This window comes from Pseudomonas sp. SCB32 (assembly GCF_009189165.1).
Classification (GTDB): Bacteria; Pseudomonadota; Gammaproteobacteria; order Pseudomonadales; family Pseudomonadaceae; genus Pseudomonas.
The window spans coordinates 726,397-741,572 of record NZ_CP045118.1 but is presented as its reverse complement, the minus strand read 5'-3'; the positions used below and the strand labels follow the sequence as shown (position 1 = coordinate 741,572).

At 66.5% G+C, this 15,176-nt stretch carries 17 protein-coding genes; 10 read left to right on the top strand and 7 right to left on the bottom strand.

Annotated features, from left to right (window positions below; all coding sequences use genetic code 11):
* Positions 1 to 86: 86 nt before the first annotated feature.
* Both ribD and nrdR read right to left on the bottom strand, forming a co-directional pair.
* Positions 87 to 1,205: a bifunctional diaminohydroxyphosphoribosylaminopyrimidine deaminase/5-amino-6-(5-phosphoribosylamino)uracil reductase RibD gene (gene ribD, locus GA645_RS03585; RefSeq protein WP_152220008.1), complete on the bottom strand. Its 1,119-nt coding sequence runs from the start codon at positions 1,203 to 1,205 to the stop codon at positions 87 to 89.
* Positions 1,202 to 1,666 carry a transcriptional regulator NrdR gene (gene nrdR / locus GA645_RS03580; protein ID WP_152220006.1) on the bottom strand — a complete coding sequence of 155 codons (465 nt, stop codon included), beginning with the start codon at positions 1,664 to 1,666 and terminating at the stop codon, positions 1,202 to 1,204. Before nrdR ends, ribD begins: the two co-directional genes overlap by 4 nt.
* 140 nt (positions 1,667 to 1,806) lie before the next feature.
* Here nrdR and GA645_RS03575 point away from each other — a divergent pair, with 140 nt between their 5' ends.
* From GA645_RS03575 to trxA, 3 genes are all read left to right on the top strand, one after another.
* Positions 1,807 to 2,262, top strand: coding sequence for a YbaY family lipoprotein (locus tag GA645_RS03575; protein WP_152220004.1), 456 nt, complete (start codon positions 1,807 to 1,809; stop codon positions 2,260 to 2,262).
* Positions 2,259 to 2,915: a methyltransferase gene (locus GA645_RS03570; protein ID WP_152220002.1), complete on the top strand. Its 657-nt coding sequence runs from the start codon at positions 2,259 to 2,261 to the stop codon at positions 2,913 to 2,915. Before GA645_RS03575 ends, GA645_RS03570 begins: the two co-directional genes overlap by 4 nt.
* A 359-nt stretch (positions 2,916 to 3,274) precedes the next feature.
* Complete coding sequence (trxA, locus tag GA645_RS03565; protein ID WP_152220000.1) at positions 3,275 to 4,144, top strand: thioredoxin; 870 nt, start codon at positions 3,275 to 3,277, stop codon at positions 4,142 to 4,144.
* Positions 4,145 to 4,230: 86 nt separating this feature from the next.
* Here the strand turns inward: trxA and GA645_RS03560 are convergent, their stop codons facing one another.
* A complete protein-coding gene (locus GA645_RS03560; RefSeq protein WP_152219998.1) occupies positions 4,231 to 4,578 on the bottom strand; it encodes a hypothetical protein in 348 nt (115 codons plus the stop codon).
* A 128-nt stretch (positions 4,579 to 4,706) separates the two neighbouring features.
* Here GA645_RS03560 and GA645_RS03555 point away from each other — a divergent pair, with 128 nt between their 5' ends.
* The 6 genes from GA645_RS03555 to GA645_RS03530 all read left to right on the top strand — a co-directional run bounded on the left by GA645_RS03555 (position 4,707) and on the right by GA645_RS03530 (position 9,185).
* Complete coding sequence (locus GA645_RS03555; protein WP_152219996.1) at positions 4,707 to 5,258, top strand: DUF2796 domain-containing protein; 552 nt, start codon at positions 4,707 to 4,709, stop codon at positions 5,256 to 5,258.
* A 14-nt stretch (positions 5,259 to 5,272) separates the two neighbouring features.
* On the top strand, positions 5,273 to 5,980 hold the full coding sequence (locus GA645_RS03550; RefSeq protein WP_152219995.1) for an ABC transporter ATP-binding protein: 708 nt from the start codon (positions 5,273 to 5,275) through the stop codon (positions 5,978 to 5,980).
* Between the two features lie 2 nt (positions 5,981 to 5,982).
* A complete protein-coding gene (locus GA645_RS03545; protein WP_152219993.1) occupies positions 5,983 to 7,248 on the top strand; it encodes an ABC transporter permease in 1,266 nt (421 codons plus the stop codon).
* Between the two features lie 151 nt (positions 7,249 to 7,399).
* Positions 7,400 to 7,918, top strand: a complete 519-nt coding sequence (locus tag GA645_RS03540; RefSeq protein ID WP_152219991.1) for a DUF3299 domain-containing protein — start codon at positions 7,400 to 7,402, stop codon at positions 7,916 to 7,918.
* Positions 7,919 to 8,051: 133 nt separating this feature from the next.
* Positions 8,052 to 8,771: an OmpW family protein gene (locus GA645_RS03535; protein ID WP_152219989.1), complete on the top strand. Its 720-nt coding sequence runs from the start codon at positions 8,052 to 8,054 to the stop codon at positions 8,769 to 8,771.
* A 57-nt stretch (positions 8,772 to 8,828) separates the two neighbouring features.
* The gene (locus GA645_RS03530; RefSeq protein ID WP_152219987.1) at positions 8,829 to 9,185 is read left to right on the top strand and encodes a SirB2 family protein; all 357 of its coding nucleotides are present in this window, start codon (positions 8,829 to 8,831) and stop codon (positions 9,183 to 9,185) included.
* On the opposite strand, the gene GA645_RS03525 is transcribed toward GA645_RS03530, so the two are convergent.
* From GA645_RS03525 to GA645_RS03510, 4 genes are all read right to left on the bottom strand, one after another.
* Positions 9,166 to 10,113 carry an NAD-dependent epimerase/dehydratase family protein gene (locus GA645_RS03525; protein WP_152219985.1) on the bottom strand — a complete coding sequence of 316 codons (948 nt, stop codon included), beginning with the start codon at positions 10,111 to 10,113 and terminating at the stop codon, positions 9,166 to 9,168. The genes GA645_RS03530 and GA645_RS03525 overlap by 20 nt on opposite strands.
* The gene (locus tag GA645_RS03520; protein ID WP_152219982.1) at positions 10,106 to 10,990 is read right to left on the bottom strand and encodes a sugar nucleotide-binding protein; all 885 of its coding nucleotides are present in this window, start codon (positions 10,988 to 10,990) and stop codon (positions 10,106 to 10,108) included. The genes GA645_RS03525 and GA645_RS03520 overlap by 8 nt, the downstream gene beginning before the upstream one ends.
* Positions 10,991 to 11,129: 139 nt before the next feature.
* Positions 11,130 to 11,693 (bottom strand): DUF934 domain-containing protein, encoded by a 564-nt coding sequence (locus GA645_RS03515; RefSeq protein ID WP_152219980.1) that lies wholly within the window; start codon positions 11,691 to 11,693, stop codon positions 11,130 to 11,132.
* Positions 11,690 to 13,354, bottom strand: coding sequence for a nitrite/sulfite reductase (locus GA645_RS03510; protein WP_152219978.1), 1,665 nt, complete (start codon positions 13,352 to 13,354; stop codon positions 11,690 to 11,692). Before GA645_RS03510 ends, GA645_RS03515 begins: the two co-directional genes overlap by 4 nt.
* Positions 13,355 to 13,698: 344 nt before the next feature.
* Between GA645_RS03510 and ccoG the strand changes: the two genes are divergently transcribed.
* The gene (gene ccoG / locus GA645_RS03505; RefSeq protein WP_152219975.1) at positions 13,699 to 15,108 is read left to right on the top strand and encodes a cytochrome c oxidase accessory protein CcoG; all 1,410 of its coding nucleotides are present in this window, start codon (positions 13,699 to 13,701) and stop codon (positions 15,106 to 15,108) included.
* Positions 15,109 to 15,176 lie beyond the last annotated feature (68 nt).

Here is a 15,176-nt window from a genome sequence, read left to right as displayed (position 1 = left end):
GCGTGTGGCGTTTTACCACAGGCAGGCACAAGTCGGAAGGTTCTGTTTATTCGCTATCCAGATTCACCGGGCAGCGAAGGCCGCCTTCAGCGAGGCCGGGCGGTGACCAGCCAGTCGTCGCCCACCGCGCGAATATCGCTGATCTTCAGCTCGCGAGACTCCGCCATGCGCTCCAGCGGCAGCTCCAGCAGCGGACGCGCCGAGGAGCCGAGCAGCTTGGGCGCCATGAAGATGCAGTATTCGTCGACCAACTCCTGGCGGGCGAAGGCACCGGCCAGGCGCGGCCCGGCTTCCACCAGCACCTCGTTGACGCCACGGCGGCCCAGTTCGGCCATCAGCGCGGGCAGATCGACCTGACCGTCATTCCCGACCAAAACCAGCAATTCGTGACCAGCCTCGGCGTAAGCCGGGGCTTGCCGCGTGCTGACCACCAGCGCCGGCCCCGCCTGGAAGAAGGCGGCGCTCAGTGGCACGCGCAGGCGCCCATCGATCAGTACGCGCAGCGGCGGGCGGCGCGTCGCCAGTTCGGTCTGCTCGGCATCCAGCCCGAGCTCGGCGGGACGGACGGTTAGTCGGGCATCGTCCATCAGCACGGTATCGGCGCCGGAGAGGACGACGCTCGACTGCGCGCGCAGCCGCTGCACGGCCCGGCGCGCCGCGGGACCGGTGATCCACTGGCTCTCGCCGCTGGACATCGCGGTGCGGCCGTCCAGGCTCATCGCCAGCTTCACGCGGACGAACGGCAGGCCGGTTTCCATGCGTTTGAGAAAGCCCTGGTTGAGCGCGCGGGCTTCGCTCTCCAGCACGCCGGAGCGCACTTCGATGCCCGCCTCGGCGATGCGCTGCATGCCGCTGCCGGCCACCTGCGGATTGGGGTCCCGCATGGCCGCCACCACCCGCGCCACGCCGGCCTTCACCAGTGCATCGGCGCACGGCGGCGTGCGGCCGAAGTGGCTGCAGGGCTCGAGGGTGACGTAGGCGGTTGCGCCGCGGGCCTTGTCACCGGCCTGGCGCAGCGCGTGGACCTCGGCGTGCGGCTCGCCGGCGCGCACGTGCCAGCCCTCGCCGACCACTTCGCCGTCGCGCACGATGACGCAGCCAACCCGGGGATTGGGATGGGTGGAGTACCAGCCCTTGCGCGCCAGCTCGATGGCCCGCGCCATCCAGGCCTCATCCAGGGCGCCGGATTCGTCGAGGGCACTCATTCTTTCGACGGCTCGCGGGCCAGGCGCTCGATCTCCTCGCGGAACTCGTTGAGATCCTGGAAACGGCGGTAGACGGACGCGAATCGAATGTAGGCGACCTCGTCGAGCTTCTGCAGCTCGGCCATCACCAGTTCCCCCAGCACCCGCGACTTCACCTCGCGCTCGCCGGTGGCGCGCAGCTTGTGCTTGATGTGCGCCATAGCCTCTTCCAGGCGCTCGATGCCCACCGGGCGCTTCTCCAGCGCACGCTGCATGCCGGCACGCAACTTGTCCTCGTCGAACGGCTGGCGACTGCCGTCCTGCTTGATCAGGCGCGGCATGACCAACTCGGCGGTCTCGAAGGTGGTGAAGCGCTCGCCGCAGTTCAGGCATTCGCGGCGACGACGGACCTGATCGCCCTCGGCGACCAGACGCGAATCGATGACTTTGGTGTCGTGGGCGCCGCAGAAGGGACAATGCATGGCGGGTCTTGTACGAATGAGGGAAAGGCTCATGGTAGCGCATCGCTTCGCCGATGAAACCCTGGGCTCGCCCGAGACAAACCGAACGCATTAGGCTATACAGGCGCCCGCCTGGAACTGTGCCGCGATGGAGTCCGCCCATGTCCGCCCGTCTTGTCTGCCTGTCCCTTATCGCCCTGCTCGCTGCCTGCTCCAGCGACAAACCGGCGCCTGTGCCGCAGGCACCGCAATCCGCGCCTGCCCGCACCGCAGCGGCCGATTCCCCTGTGCCGGCCAACATGCGGGCATTGACCGGCCAGCTCAGCAGCAGCCAGGGCTACCTGCCCGCCGGCGGCGAGGTGGAGCTGGCCCTGCTGGTGATCGATCAGCGCGATCGCCCACAGCAGTTGCTCTCCAGCGAGAATCTGATCGCCACCGGCCAGGCCCTGCCGTTCCGCCTGGTGTTCGATCCGCAATCCTTCCCGGCCAACACCCGCGTCGAACTGCACGCCCGTGTCTCGCAGTCCGGCCAGTTGGCCTGGCGCCTGCCGCCGGTGCGCATTACCCAGCCGGAAACCCGCGCCCTCGGCGAGCTGCGCCTGGAACGCGCACCGTGATGGCACCGCTGCCGCTGCAGCACGCCCTGGGCGAACTGCTGGGCGACGCTCGCCTGGTGGCCGAGCGCTTGCCCGGCACCGACATCGACCTCTGGCTGATCGACGCGCAGAACATGGACCGCGAATTCAGCCCGGACGAGACCCGGCGCATCCTCGAAGACCCGCCTTACTGGTGCTTCTGCTGGGCCAGCGGTCTGGTGCTGGCGCACTGGCTTGGCGAAAAACCGGAATGGGTGCGCGGCAAACGCGTGCTGGATTTCGGCGCGGGCTCCGGCATCGCCGCCATCGCCGCGGCGAAAGCCGGCGCCGCCGAAGTGGTGGCCTGTGACCTCGACCCGCTGGCGCTGCTGGCCTGCCGCGCCAATGCCGAACTGAACGGCGTAGAGCTGAGCTATTCGGACGATTTCTTCAAGGAAGCCGACCGCTTCGACCTGATCATCGTCGCCGACGTGCTCTACGACCGCGCCAACCTGCCGCTGCTGGACGAATTCCTCGGCCGTGGCCGCGAAGCCCTGGTGGCCGACTCGCGGGTGCGCGACTTCAGCCATCCGCTGTACCAGCGCTTAGGCGTTCTCGACGGCTGCACCTGGCCGGACCTGGCCGAGCCCGCCGAGTTTCGCCACGTCAGCCTCTACCACGCGAAACGCGGGTAACGCCGGCGTGGCGGGTCAAACGATCACGGACGGAGTCCGCTCCTACGTTCAATACGTGACCGCTGCACCAGTGTAGGAGCGGGCCATGCCCGCGATCGCCTCGCGCCGAACCTGCCTGTAGGAGCGGACCTTGTCCGCGAAGCCTGTCGCGGCGGGCTCCATCGTGATAGATGCCCCCCCTTGGCGTGCTCAAACATTCGGGCGCCGGCCATGCCGGCGGATCGCGGCATGGGCTAGGCGCCCCGCCTCTCCTACAGGGGAATGCCGGCGCCAGCGTGTGGGTTGTTTCCGTTCACCGGCGCCCCCACTTATAGTGATAGCCAACCACCTTTCATCGCCCCACTCGCCCGAGATCCCCCATGAGCGATACGCCCTACATCTTCGACGCCAACATCGCCAACTTCGATCAGGTCGTCATCGAGAACTCCTTCATCAAGCCGGTCCTGGTGGACTTCTGGGCCGACTGGTGTGCCCCATGCAAGGCACTGATGCCGCTGCTGGCGCAGATCACCGAGTCCTACCAGGGCGAGTTGCTGCTGGCCAAGGTCAACTGCGACATCGAGCAGGACATCGTGATGCGTTTCGGCATCCGCAGCCTGCCCACCGTGGTGCTGTTCAAGGATGGCCAGCCGGTTGACGGCTTCGCCGGCGCACAGCCGGAATCGGCGATCCGCCAGATGCTCGAACAGCATGTACAGCCCCCGGCTCCAGCCGCCGCTGACCCGATGGAGGCCGCACAAGTCGCCTTCAACGAAGGCCGCTTCGCCGAGGCCGAGGCCCAGCTCAAGGCCCTGCTGGGCGAGGACAACACCCACGCGGCCGCGCTGATCCTCTACGCCCGCTGCCTCGCCGAGCGCGGCGAGCTGGGTGAAGCCGAGACCGTCCTCGATGCGGTGAAAAGCGATGAGCACAAGCAGGCACTGGCCGCCGCCAAGGCCCAGCTGACCTTCCTGCGCCAGGCCGCCGACCTGCCGGACGCCGCCGCGCTGAAGACCCGCCTGGCAGCCGACGCCAACGATGACGAGGCCACCTACCAACTGGCCGTCCAGCAACTGGCCCGCCAGCAGTACGAGGCGGCGATGGACGGCCTGCTCAAGCTGTTCGTGCGCAACCGCAGCTACGGCGAAGACCTGCCGCGCAAGACGCTGGTCCAGGTGTTCGACCTGCTGGGCAAGGACCATCCGCTGGTGATCACCTACCGCCGCAAGCTGGCGAATGTGCTGTATTGATGATCAGGGCGCCGCAAGGCGCCCTTCTTGTAGGAGCGGGCCATGCCCGCGATCGCGCCCATGGGGCGCTCCTACAGGGAGCTCGGTTACTCCGCTTCGACCCAGTTGAACACCTGCACGCCCTCGCGCACCTCGATCTTCACCTTGGGGCTATGGCGCAGGCGCACCAGCAAGCCCTTCGCCGCCCCCGCGCTACCCGCCAGCGTCTCCAGCTCCCCCAGCAATTGCGGACCTTCCGTGCTGCCACTTCGGCGTAGCAGATCCTGCGCGGCCAGCCACAACTGATCGGCCGGAGCACTTGCCGCTGGCGCCGGTGCCGCGGGCGCAACGGCCACCGCTGGCAGGCTCTGCGCCAGCCGCGCCCAGTCGGCGTCATCCATCTCCACGGTCAGGTCTACCGGCCAGTCGCCGATGGTGCCCTTGATTCTCAGCATCGCCCTTCTCCTCGTGGCCTTTCGCGCATGCTCCCACGGCATCGTCGTCGCGCCAAACGCACGCTAAGCTGGCGTTAATATTTAACCTGTTATAACGTAACAAAATCATTCAACCGTCGGAGTCTCCCATGCGCCCCTTGCTCCTCGCTGTCGCCCTGTTGCCCCTCGCAGTACAAGCCCACGACGAACATGAACACGGCAGCCTCGGCAAGCACGAGCACGGCGTCGCCCAGCTCAACGTCGCCCTCGACGGCAAGACCCTGGAACTGGAACTGGACAGCCCGGCCATGAACCTCGTGGGCTTCGAGCACCTCGCCACCAGCGATGCCGACAAGGCCACCGTCGCCGCCGCCCAGGCGCAGCTCAAGCAGCCGCTGCAGCTGCTCGGCGCACCGGCCTCGGCACAGTGCAGCGTGCAGTCGGTGGAACTGATGAGTCCGCTGTTCGGCGACGCCGCCACGGATGACGGTGACCATGACGAGCATGAGGGCCATCAGCACGCGGATATCCACGCGCACTACCAGCTGACCTGCGCCAAACCCGAGGCCCTCGCCAACCTGAATTTCGCGCCGCTGTTCAAGCGCTTCCCGGCTACCCAGAAAATTCAGGTACAACTGATCGGCCCGAACGGCCAGCAAGGTGCAGAATTGACCACCGGCAACCCGACCCTGACGCTCTGACTCCGACGCCCGACATGACCGCACTGCTCGCACTCGACAACCTCGGCTTCGCCTGGCCCGGCCAGGCGGAGCTGCTGGACATCCCCGCATTCCAACTGGCCCGCGGCGAAACCCTGTTCCTCAAGGGGCCGTCCGGCAGCGGCAAGACCACCCTGCTCGGCCTGCTCGGTGGCGTGCAGCGTCCGCAGCGCGGCAGCGTGAGCCTGCTGGGCGAGGACATCGCGCAGATGAAATCGGCGCGCCGCGACCACTTCCGGGTCGATCACACCGGCTACATCTTCCAGCAATTCAACCTGCTGCCCTTCCTCTCGGTGCGGGAGAACGTCGAGCTGCCCTGCCATTTCTCGCGTAGCCGCGCGGAGCGTGCCAAGGCACGCCACGGCAGCGTGGCGCAAGCCGCCGAGGCGTTGCTGGGGCACCTGGGCCTGGGCGATACGGCGCTGATCGAACGCCGTGCCGATAGCCTGTCCATCGGCCAGCAGCAGCGCGTCGCCGCCGCTCGCGCGCTGATCGGCCAGCCGGAGCTGGTGATCGCCGACGAACCAACCTCGGCGCTGGATGCCGACGCCCGCGAAGCCTTCCTCCAGCTGCTGTTCGCCGAATGCCGCGAGGCCGGCGCCAGCCTGCTGTTCGTCAGCCACGACCAGAGCCTCGCGCCGCTGTTCGACCGCAGCGTTTCCCTCGCCGAACTCAACCGCGCCGCCCGCGCTCCGGGAATCTGAGCATGTACCTGTTGCGCCTGGCGCTCGCCAGCCTGTCCAACCGTCGCTTCACCGCCCTGCTGACCATCTTCGCCATCGCCCTCTCCGCCTGCCTGCTGCTGGCGGTGGAGCGCGTACGCACCGAGGCCAAGGCGAGTTTCGCCAGCACCATTTCCGGCACCGACCTGATCGTCGGCGCACGCTCCGGCTCGGTGAACCTGCTGCTCTACTCGGTGTTCCGCATCGGCAACGCCACCAACAACATCCGTTGGGAAAGCTTTGAGACGGTCAGCCACAGCCCACTGGTGAAATGGGCGATCCCGATTTCCCTGGGCGACTCGCACCGCGGCTACCGCGTCATGGGTACTGATACCGGCTACTTCGAGCACTACCGCTTCGGTCGCGGACAGACGCTGGAGCTGGCCCAGGGCAGACCCTTCGGCCAGGACCTGTTCGACGTCGTGCTCGGCGCCGAAGTCGCCGAAGCGCTGCACTACAAGCTCGGTGACAAGATCGTCCTCGCCCACGGGGTCAGCACCATCAGCCTGGTGCAGCACGACGACAAGCCCTTCACCGTGGTCGGCATCCTCAAGCGCACCGGTACGCCGGTGGATCGCACCCTGCATATTTCCCTGCAAGGCATGGAGGCGCTGCACGTCGACTGGAAGAATGGCGTTCCGGCGCGCGGCGCCGGCAAGGTGACCGCCGACCAGGCGCGAGAGATGGACCTGCAACCCAAGGCCATCACCGCCTTCCTGCTCGGACTCAAGAGCAAGGTGGCGACCTTCACCCTGCAGCGGCAGATCAACGAGTACGACGGCGAGCCGCTGATGGCGATCCTCCCGGGCGTTGCGTTGCAGGAACTGTGGGGGCTGATGGGCACGGCGGAAAAGGCGCTGTTCGTGGTCTCGCTGTTCGTGGTGCTGACCGGCCTGATCGGCATGCTCACGGCCATTCTCACCAGCCTCAACGAGCGCCGCCGCGAGATGGCCATCCTGCGCTCGGTGGGCGCACGGCCCTGGCACATTTTCGGCCTGCTAGTGGCCGAGGCCTTCGCCCTGGCGCTGGCAGGCGTGGCGCTGGGCACCGGGCTGCTGTACGCCGGCATCGCCGGCAGCCAGGGTTTTGTCCAGTCCAACTACGGCATCTTCCTGCCGCTGGCCCTGCCCAGCGCCTATGAATGGTCGCTGCTCGGCGGCATACTCCTCGCCGCGCTGCTGATCGGCTGTGTGCCGGCGTGGCGCGCCTATCGGCAGTCCCTGGCCGATGGGCTGTCGATCCGCCTCTGAGAGCCAGCCCATGAGCGGCTGCGCGTCGGCATAACTGCGTTGAAATGGGTCAGGGATGCTCATTTACAACGTGTAAACCCCGCTCCCTGCCCCATTTCCGCCTTGTTCTGCGCCAGCTCGCTCGCTCATGAACAGACTCTGAGGATTCCCGATGCGCCGCCTGCTTTTCCTGCTGCTGATGCTGACCAGCGCCGCCGTCTGGGCCGCGCCCCGTGAGCTGACCTGGCCCGAGCTGATCCCCGAGGGCGCACCGCCGCCCCCGCCACCGGTGCCACTGCATGATCTGTCGAAGCTCTCCGACGTGCTGAACTCAGAGAGCGCTCCGGCGGTGAAGCAGCAGACGCCCAACGCCCCGGTGGTACAGGCGCTGGACGGGCAGGAAGTGAAGATGCCGGGCTACATCGTGCCGCTGGAAGTGGACGAGGATGGCCAGACCGTCCGCGACTTCCTGCTGGTGCCCTACTACGGCGCCTGCATCCACGTGCCGCCGCCACCTTCCAACCAGATCGTCTATGTGCGCGGCGGCAAGGGGGTCAAGGTGGACGAGCTGTACCAGCCGTTCTGGATCATCGGCAAGCTCAGCGTGAAGGCCGTGGAGAGCGACCTGGCCGAAGCGGGCTACCAGATGCAGGCGAGCAGCATCGAACCCTACGAGTACACCGGCCAATAAGACGCGACGCTTAGCCGCACCCCGAGATACTACGAAGCTTGGGGGCTTTATTGAGCCAAATCAAAAGTGCGCGTTTAGCACTGTCTACTATGATGGGCACCAACACTTATACCAAAGAGATATGGAGCTCATCATGCGCAAGTCCTGGCTCACCACCTCGCTTCTTGCACTCGCCGTCGCAGCCCCCGTCGTGGCCCAGGCCGAAACTATCCGCGGGCACAAGGCGGGCGACTTCCTCGTTCGCGGCGGTATCGCCACCGTGGCCCCGGACGATAGCAGTTCCGACATCAAGCTCGACGGCGCCAAGGTCAGCGGCACCAAGGCTACCGTCAACAGCGACACCCAACTGGGCCTGACCTTCGCCTACCTCGTCACCGACAAGATCGGTGTCGAGCTGGTCGCCGCCACTCCGTTCAAGCACCAGGTCGACGTCAAGGGCCTGAACGCCGCCACCGGCCTGTCCGGCCTGGATGGCAAGCTGGCCGACGTCAAGCAGCTGCCGCCGACCGTACTGCTGCAGTACTACCCCATGGGGGGTACCAACTCCGCCTTCCAGCCCTACGGCGGCCTGGGCGTGAACTACACCACCTTCTTCCAGGAAGACCTAACCAGCAGCCGCAAGGACCAGGGCTTCAGCAACCTGGAGCTGCAGGACTCCTGGGGCCTGGCCGCCGAGCTGGGCATGGACTACATGCTCAACGAGCACGCCTTCGTCAACGCCGCGGTCTGGTACATGGACATCGACACCAAGGCCAGCGTCGACGGTCCGACCGCACTGGGCGTGCAGAAGACCAAGGTCAATGTCGACATCGACCCCTGGGTATACATGGTCGGTTTCGGCTACCGTTTCTGACGGAGCAATCGTGAAAAAGGCGCCCAAGGGCGCCTTTTTCATCTTCAGGAAACCGGTATGTACCTCGAACTCAAAGCACTGCACGTCAGCCTTGCGATCATCACTACCGTGCTCTTCGTCCTGCGCCTGGGCCTGAGCTGGTGGGGCAGGCGCCCTTCAGGCTGGCAGCGTGGGCTGCCGCATCTGGTCGATACCCTGTTGCTGCTCAGCGCCCTGGGCCTGGTGCACCTGGCGATGCCCTGGCCGTTGCCGGTCTGGCTGCAAGCCAAGATCGGTCTGCTGGTGCTTTACATCGTGCTGGCGGCGTTCGCCCTGCGCAGTATTTCGAGGCCACGAAAGGCCGTGCTCAGCGTACTGGCACTGGCCTCCCTGTCCGGCATCTTCCTGCTGGCGATCAACAAACCCTGGTGGTGATCAGCTGGGCCAGCCCGTCCGCCAGCGGCGTAGGCGCGTCCAGGCTGAAACGCTCCAGCAGGCGACGGTTGTCAGCGCGGGAATGGCGGATGTCGCCAGGGCGCGGCGGCTGATAGGTGACCGCCGGTAGCCCGCCGGTGAGCTTGCCGATCTCGGTCAGCAGCTGGTTCAGGCTGGTGGATTGATCCAACCCGACGTTGATCGCCGACGCGGCCACGTCCTGCGCCAGCAACGCCTGCACCAGCAGCTTGACCAGATCGCCGACGTAGATGAAATCGCGAGTCTGCTCGCCATCGCCGAACACGGTGATCGGCAGGCCCTGCTCGGCGCGCTGGGCGAAGATGCTGATCACCCCCGAGTAAGGCGAGGATGGGTCCTGACGCGGTCCATAGACATTGAAGAAGCGGAAGATCGCCGGCTCCAGCGCATGCTCGCGACGGTAGAAGTCCAGGTAGTACTCGCTGGCCAGCTTGTCCGAGGCGTAGGGCGTCAGCGGCGCCTTGGCGGTGTTCTCGTCGATGGCGGCGCCTTCGCCGTTCTGCCCGTAGACCGCTGCACTGGAGGCGAACAGCACGCGCTGGATGCCTTCCAGGCGCATGGCCTCGCAGAGATTCAGGGTGCCGATGAAATTGCTGCGGTGGGTCGCCACCGGGTCGTCCACCGAAGCCTGCACCGACGCTACGGCCGCCAGGTGCGCCACCGCCTGGCAGCCGCTCAACGCGCTGCGCAGTTGCGCCTCGTCGGCGACATTGCCAACCACCAGTTCGACACGCTCATCGAGGTTCTCGCGCTTGCCGGTGGACAGGTCGTCCAGCACCCGCACGGCGAAGCCCCGCGCCAGCAGCGCGTCCGCCAGGTGGGAGCCGATGAATCCCGCGCCGCCGGTGATGAGGATCGGCTTCGCGGAAGGGGATAGGCGTTCAGACATGGCGATAGTAACGGTCCAGCAGTGCCGGCAGACCGGCGCGCCAGGCGCGCGGCTTGATGCCGAAGGTATGGAGGATCTTCTTGCAGGCGAGTACCGCGTGTTGCGGCTCGTCGCTGGCGTCCGGGCGCGCGGCATGGGCCTGCGGGCTCGGTTCCTGTACGGCCAGGGTGTGGAAGGCACGGGCCTCGCCCAGCACCACCTGGCCCAGGGACAGGGTGGTGGTGGCCTCCAGGCCGCCATAGTGATAAGTGCCCCAGAGTGGTGCCTGGCAGTCGAGCTGCTTGAGCACCGAGAGGATTACCCGCGCGGCATCGTCCACCGGCGTCGGGTTGCCACGGCGGTCGTCGGCGAGGAACAGCACCTGCTCTTTCTCTGCGCGTTCGAGGAAGCGGCCGAGCGAGCCTTCGAGGCTATCGTCGATCAGCCAGCCGAAGCGCAGCAGTACATGGCGCGGGCAGGTCGCCCGGACACACTGCTCCATGCGCCACAGTGCCTGGCCACGCGGGCCCAGCGGCAGCGGCTCGTCCTTCTCGCTGTAGGCGGTGGCGCGAGCGCCGTCGAACACGCGGTAGCTGGATGGCTGGATCAGCAGGATTTCGTGGTGCTGGCAGAGCTCGGAAAGGCGCTCCACCGCGCGCTCCTGGCTGGCCAGGCGGGCATCGCTGACGCTCTCGGCCTGGAACCAGTCGAAGTAGTACGCGAGATTGATCACCGCGTCGGGGCGGGTTTCATCCAGCAGGACGGTGAGGCTGGAAGCGTCCCAACCCCCTTCGGGCGGCCGGGGGGCGAGGAAGCCGATGTCTTCCTCGGCGCCAAGGCGGATCAGCGCCTGTCCAAGGGCATTACCGCCGCCCAACAGCATCAGGCGCATGCGCATAGTCTGGGGTCACTCGAATCCGTGGGTTACCGCCGGCACGCATGGTACCGGAGGATGATGACCGCATTTTTCCTGTGCCCCGGCACAGCGTCAAGCGCGGCCGACCCGCTGCAGGCTCGACCGCCCGTGGCCGGCGCCCCTAGGAGCGGCGACGGAACAGCGGACGCGGCTCGATGACCGAGCGGCCGTAGAGCACGCTCAGGCCCGCCAGGCCCTTGAGCGCGTCCTCCACCGACTTGTCCTCGCGCACGGCGAAGGCGTCGAAACCGCACTGGCGCATGTGCGCCAACTGGTCGCGCAGTACGTCACCCACCGCGCGCAATTCGCCGCGCCAGCCCAGGCGACTGCGCAGCAGGTAGGCCAGGCTGTAGCCACGGCCGTCGCGGAAGCTGGGGAAGTCGATGGCGATCAGCGACAGTTCATCCAGCCGGACGACCAACCGTTGCGGATCATCATCCGGCCCGAGCCACACGCCCTGTTCTTGTAGGAGCGAGCTTGCTCGCGAACCGTCCAGCTCTGGCGTACCTGGAAAACTCCGTTCGCGAGCAAGCTCGCTCCTACAGGGAGTGGCGTTCAACCAGGCCGCCAGCGGCAGGATCAGGTTTCCGCGCGGCAACTCCTCCGGTACTTCGCGCAGCAACTCCCACGCATCGTCCGGCGCCACCTGCGCCACGCCATCCCGCAGGCGAATCAGATTCTTCATGCCGGCACCTCCGCCTGTCGGTAGACCCGCGCCTTGAACGGCTCCAGGCCGATACGCTCCACCGTTTCGACGAAGCGCTCGCCGACGCCACGCTGCTCTACATAGGTGCGCACCACTGTCTCGATCACATCCGGCACCTCAGCCGCGCTGAACGACGGGCCGATCACCTTGCCCAGCGTGCTCTTCGTTCCTTGCGCACCGCCGAGGGTGATCTGGTACCACTCGCTGCCGTTCTTATCGACGCCGAGGATGCCGATGTTGCCGATGTGGTGGTGGCCGCAGGCGTTCATGCAGCCGGAGATATTGAGGCTGAGCTCGCCCAGGTCGTGCAGGTAGTCCAGGTCCTCGAAGCGCTGCTGGATGCCCTGGGCAATGGGAATCGACTTGGCATTGGCCAGGGCACAGTAATCACCGCCGGGGCAGGCGATGATGTCGGTGAGCAGCCCTTGATTCGGGGTACCGAGCCCGGCCTCGCAGGCCTCGCGCCAGAGCCTGTGGAGATCGGCCTTGCGCACATCCGGCAGCACCAGGTTCTGCTCATGAGCGACGCGGATTTCACCGAAGCCGAAGCATTCGGCCCAGTCGGCGACACGTTCCATCTGCGAGGCGGTGACATCCCCCGGCGGCGCCTCGGCCCCCGGCTTGGTGGAGAGCACCACGCTGGCGTAGCCCGGTACACGATGCGCACGCACGTTGCGCGAGACCCAGCGGGCGAACTCCGCGTCGACGGCCAGTGCAGAGCCGTAGGCTAGTTCATCGGAAGGTTCGTAGACCGGCGGTTCGAAGGCGGCAGCCACACGTTGGTACTCGTCCAGCGTCAGCTGCGCCTCGCCATCGCGCAAATGCTGCCACTCCTCCTCCACTTCGCGGGAGAAGGCCTCGATGCCCAACGCCTTCACCAGGATCTTGATCCGCGCCTTGTACTTGTTGTCGCGCCGGCCATGGCGGTTGTACACGCGCAGAATGGCTTCAACGTAGGACAGCAGGTGCTGCCAGGGCAGCTCGTCGCGGATCACCTGACCGAGCATTGGCGTGCGGCCCAGGCCGCCGCCCACCAGCACCTTCAGGCGCAGCTCACCGTTCTCGGCGCGGCGCAGGTACAGGCCGATGTCGTGCATCATCACCGCCGCGCGGTCTTCCTCGGCGGCGCAGATGGCGATCTTGAACTTGCGCGGCAGGAAGAGGAATTCGGGGTTCACCGTCGACCACTGGCGGAGGATTTCCGCCAGTGGGCGCGGGTCGAGGAATTCGTCGGCAGCGACACCGGCGAAGGCCTCTGTGGTGATGTTGCGCACGCAGTTGCCGGAGGTCTGGATGGCGTGCATCTCGACATCGGCCAGGCGCTCGAGGATGTCCGGCACTTGCGCCAGCTCCACCCAGTTGAACTGGATGTTCTGCCGCGTGGTGAAGTGGCCGTAGCCACGGTCATGCTCGCGGGCGATCCAGGCCAGGGTACGCATCTGCTCGCTGGAAAGGGTTCCGTAGGGAATTGCCACCCGCAGCATGTAGGCGTGCTTCTGCAGGTACAGGCCGTTCTGCAGGCGCAGCGGCAGGAACTCCTCCTCGCTCAGCTCATCGCTCAGGCGCCGCTGCACCTGGTCACGGAACTGCGCCACCCGTTCGCGCACCAGCGCGCGGTCGTAATCATCGTATCGATACATCGCCAGGCCACCTTCGGACATTGCGCGGCCGCCTGCTTCTGTCGTCGGGCGCACCGCTTCACGGATGACCGCACTATGGCCGGCGCCTGCTGTGCAAAACAGCGGCAGATCGCGCGGGAAAAACCAGATCAGATTCCCCGTGACGCTGCCCTGGCGGGCCTGCGACCGGTTGCCGCAACTGGCCCGAGCAGCCAGATTGTCGCCCACCGCGCCAGCCCCGTGGCGACGCGGGACGGAGCAGTTTTCGCCATCTGATATGGTTTTTTCCGGCAGACCTGAATCTGTTTCGAATACAGAGCGGTTCGTACAGTCGCGGCGCCTCTTCTGCCTGATAGGCCACGACAATGAGCGAAAGAATCCCCGCGAAGATCGTCGAGATCGCCGCCCCGCAACGTTTTACCCCGCCACCCAAGCCGCTCTCGGCGGTCACGCCGACGGTCTACACCAAGCGCTTCGCCGGCCGCTTCCGCGACCTGCGCCGCCTGGGCGGCGCCCTGCTCTTCCTGCTGTTCTTCGGCACCCTGTGGCTGACCTGGAACGGCCGCCAGGCGGTACTCTGGGACCTGCCCGAGCGCAAGTTCTACATCTTTGGCGCGACCTTCTGGCCGCAGGACTTCATCCTGCTCTCGGCAATCCTGATCATCGCCGCCTTCGGCCTGTTCTTCATCACGGTGTTCGCCGGCCGCGTCTGGTGCGGCTACACCTGCCCGCAGAGCGTGTGGACCTGGATCTTCATGTGGGCCGAGCAGGTCACCGAGGGCGACCGCAACCAGCGCATGAAACTCGACAAAGCTCCGGCCAGCGCCGAGAAGATTCTGCGCAAGGGCGCCAAGCATGGCCTCTGGCTGCTGATCAGCCTGCTCACGGCGATCACCTTCATCGGCTACTTCACCCCGGTGCGGCCGCTGGTGATGGACCTGCTGACCTTCAGGCTGGATCTGGAAAGCGCCTTCTGGGTTGCCTTCTTCGCCGCCGCCACCTACGCCAACGCCGGCTGGCTGCGCGAGCAGGTGTGCATCCACATGTGCCCGTACTCGCGCTTCCAGAGTGTGATGTTCGACAAGGACACCCTGATCATTTCCTACGACGCGGCGCGCGGTGAATCCCGTGGCGCGCGCAAGAAGGACGCCGATCCCAAGGCCCAGGGCCTGGGCGACTGCATCGACTGCTTCCAGTGCGTGCAGGTCTGCCCCACCGGCATCGACATCCGCGACGGCCTGCAGATCGCCTGCATCGGCTGCGCCGCCTGCGTCGACGCCTGTGACTCGGTGATGGACAAGATGGGCTACGACAGGGGCCTGGTGCGCTACACCTCCGAGCGCGCGCTGGAAGGCGGCACGACCCATCTGCTGCGGCCGCGCCTGATCGGCTACGCGGCGGTGCTGCTGGCGATGATCGGCGCCTTCGTCTGGGCGCTGGAAGCGCGGCCGCTGATCAACCTCGACGTGGCCCGCGACCGCGGTCTGTTCCGCGAGAACGCCGCCGGCGAGATCGAGAACATCTACAACCTCAAACTGATCAACAAGACCCAGCAGCCCCAGCACTATCAACTGCGCCTCGCCGACGGCACCGGATACCGCCTGCAGGGCGTACCGGAACTGACGTTGCAAGCGGGCGAGATCCGCGATTTCGCCGTCTCGGTGGCCAGTCTGGCGCAGCGCAGCGCGGGGGGGTCAGTACCGCTGCATTTCAGGATCAGCGATGGCAGTGAAGCGATCGACGCCGCCAGCACCTTCGTCTCACCGAGGCGCTGAGCATGGCACGCGAGCTTGGCGTGACCTCGGCGCAGCGCCTAGAGTGGGCGGACTCTTCCGCCCCACAG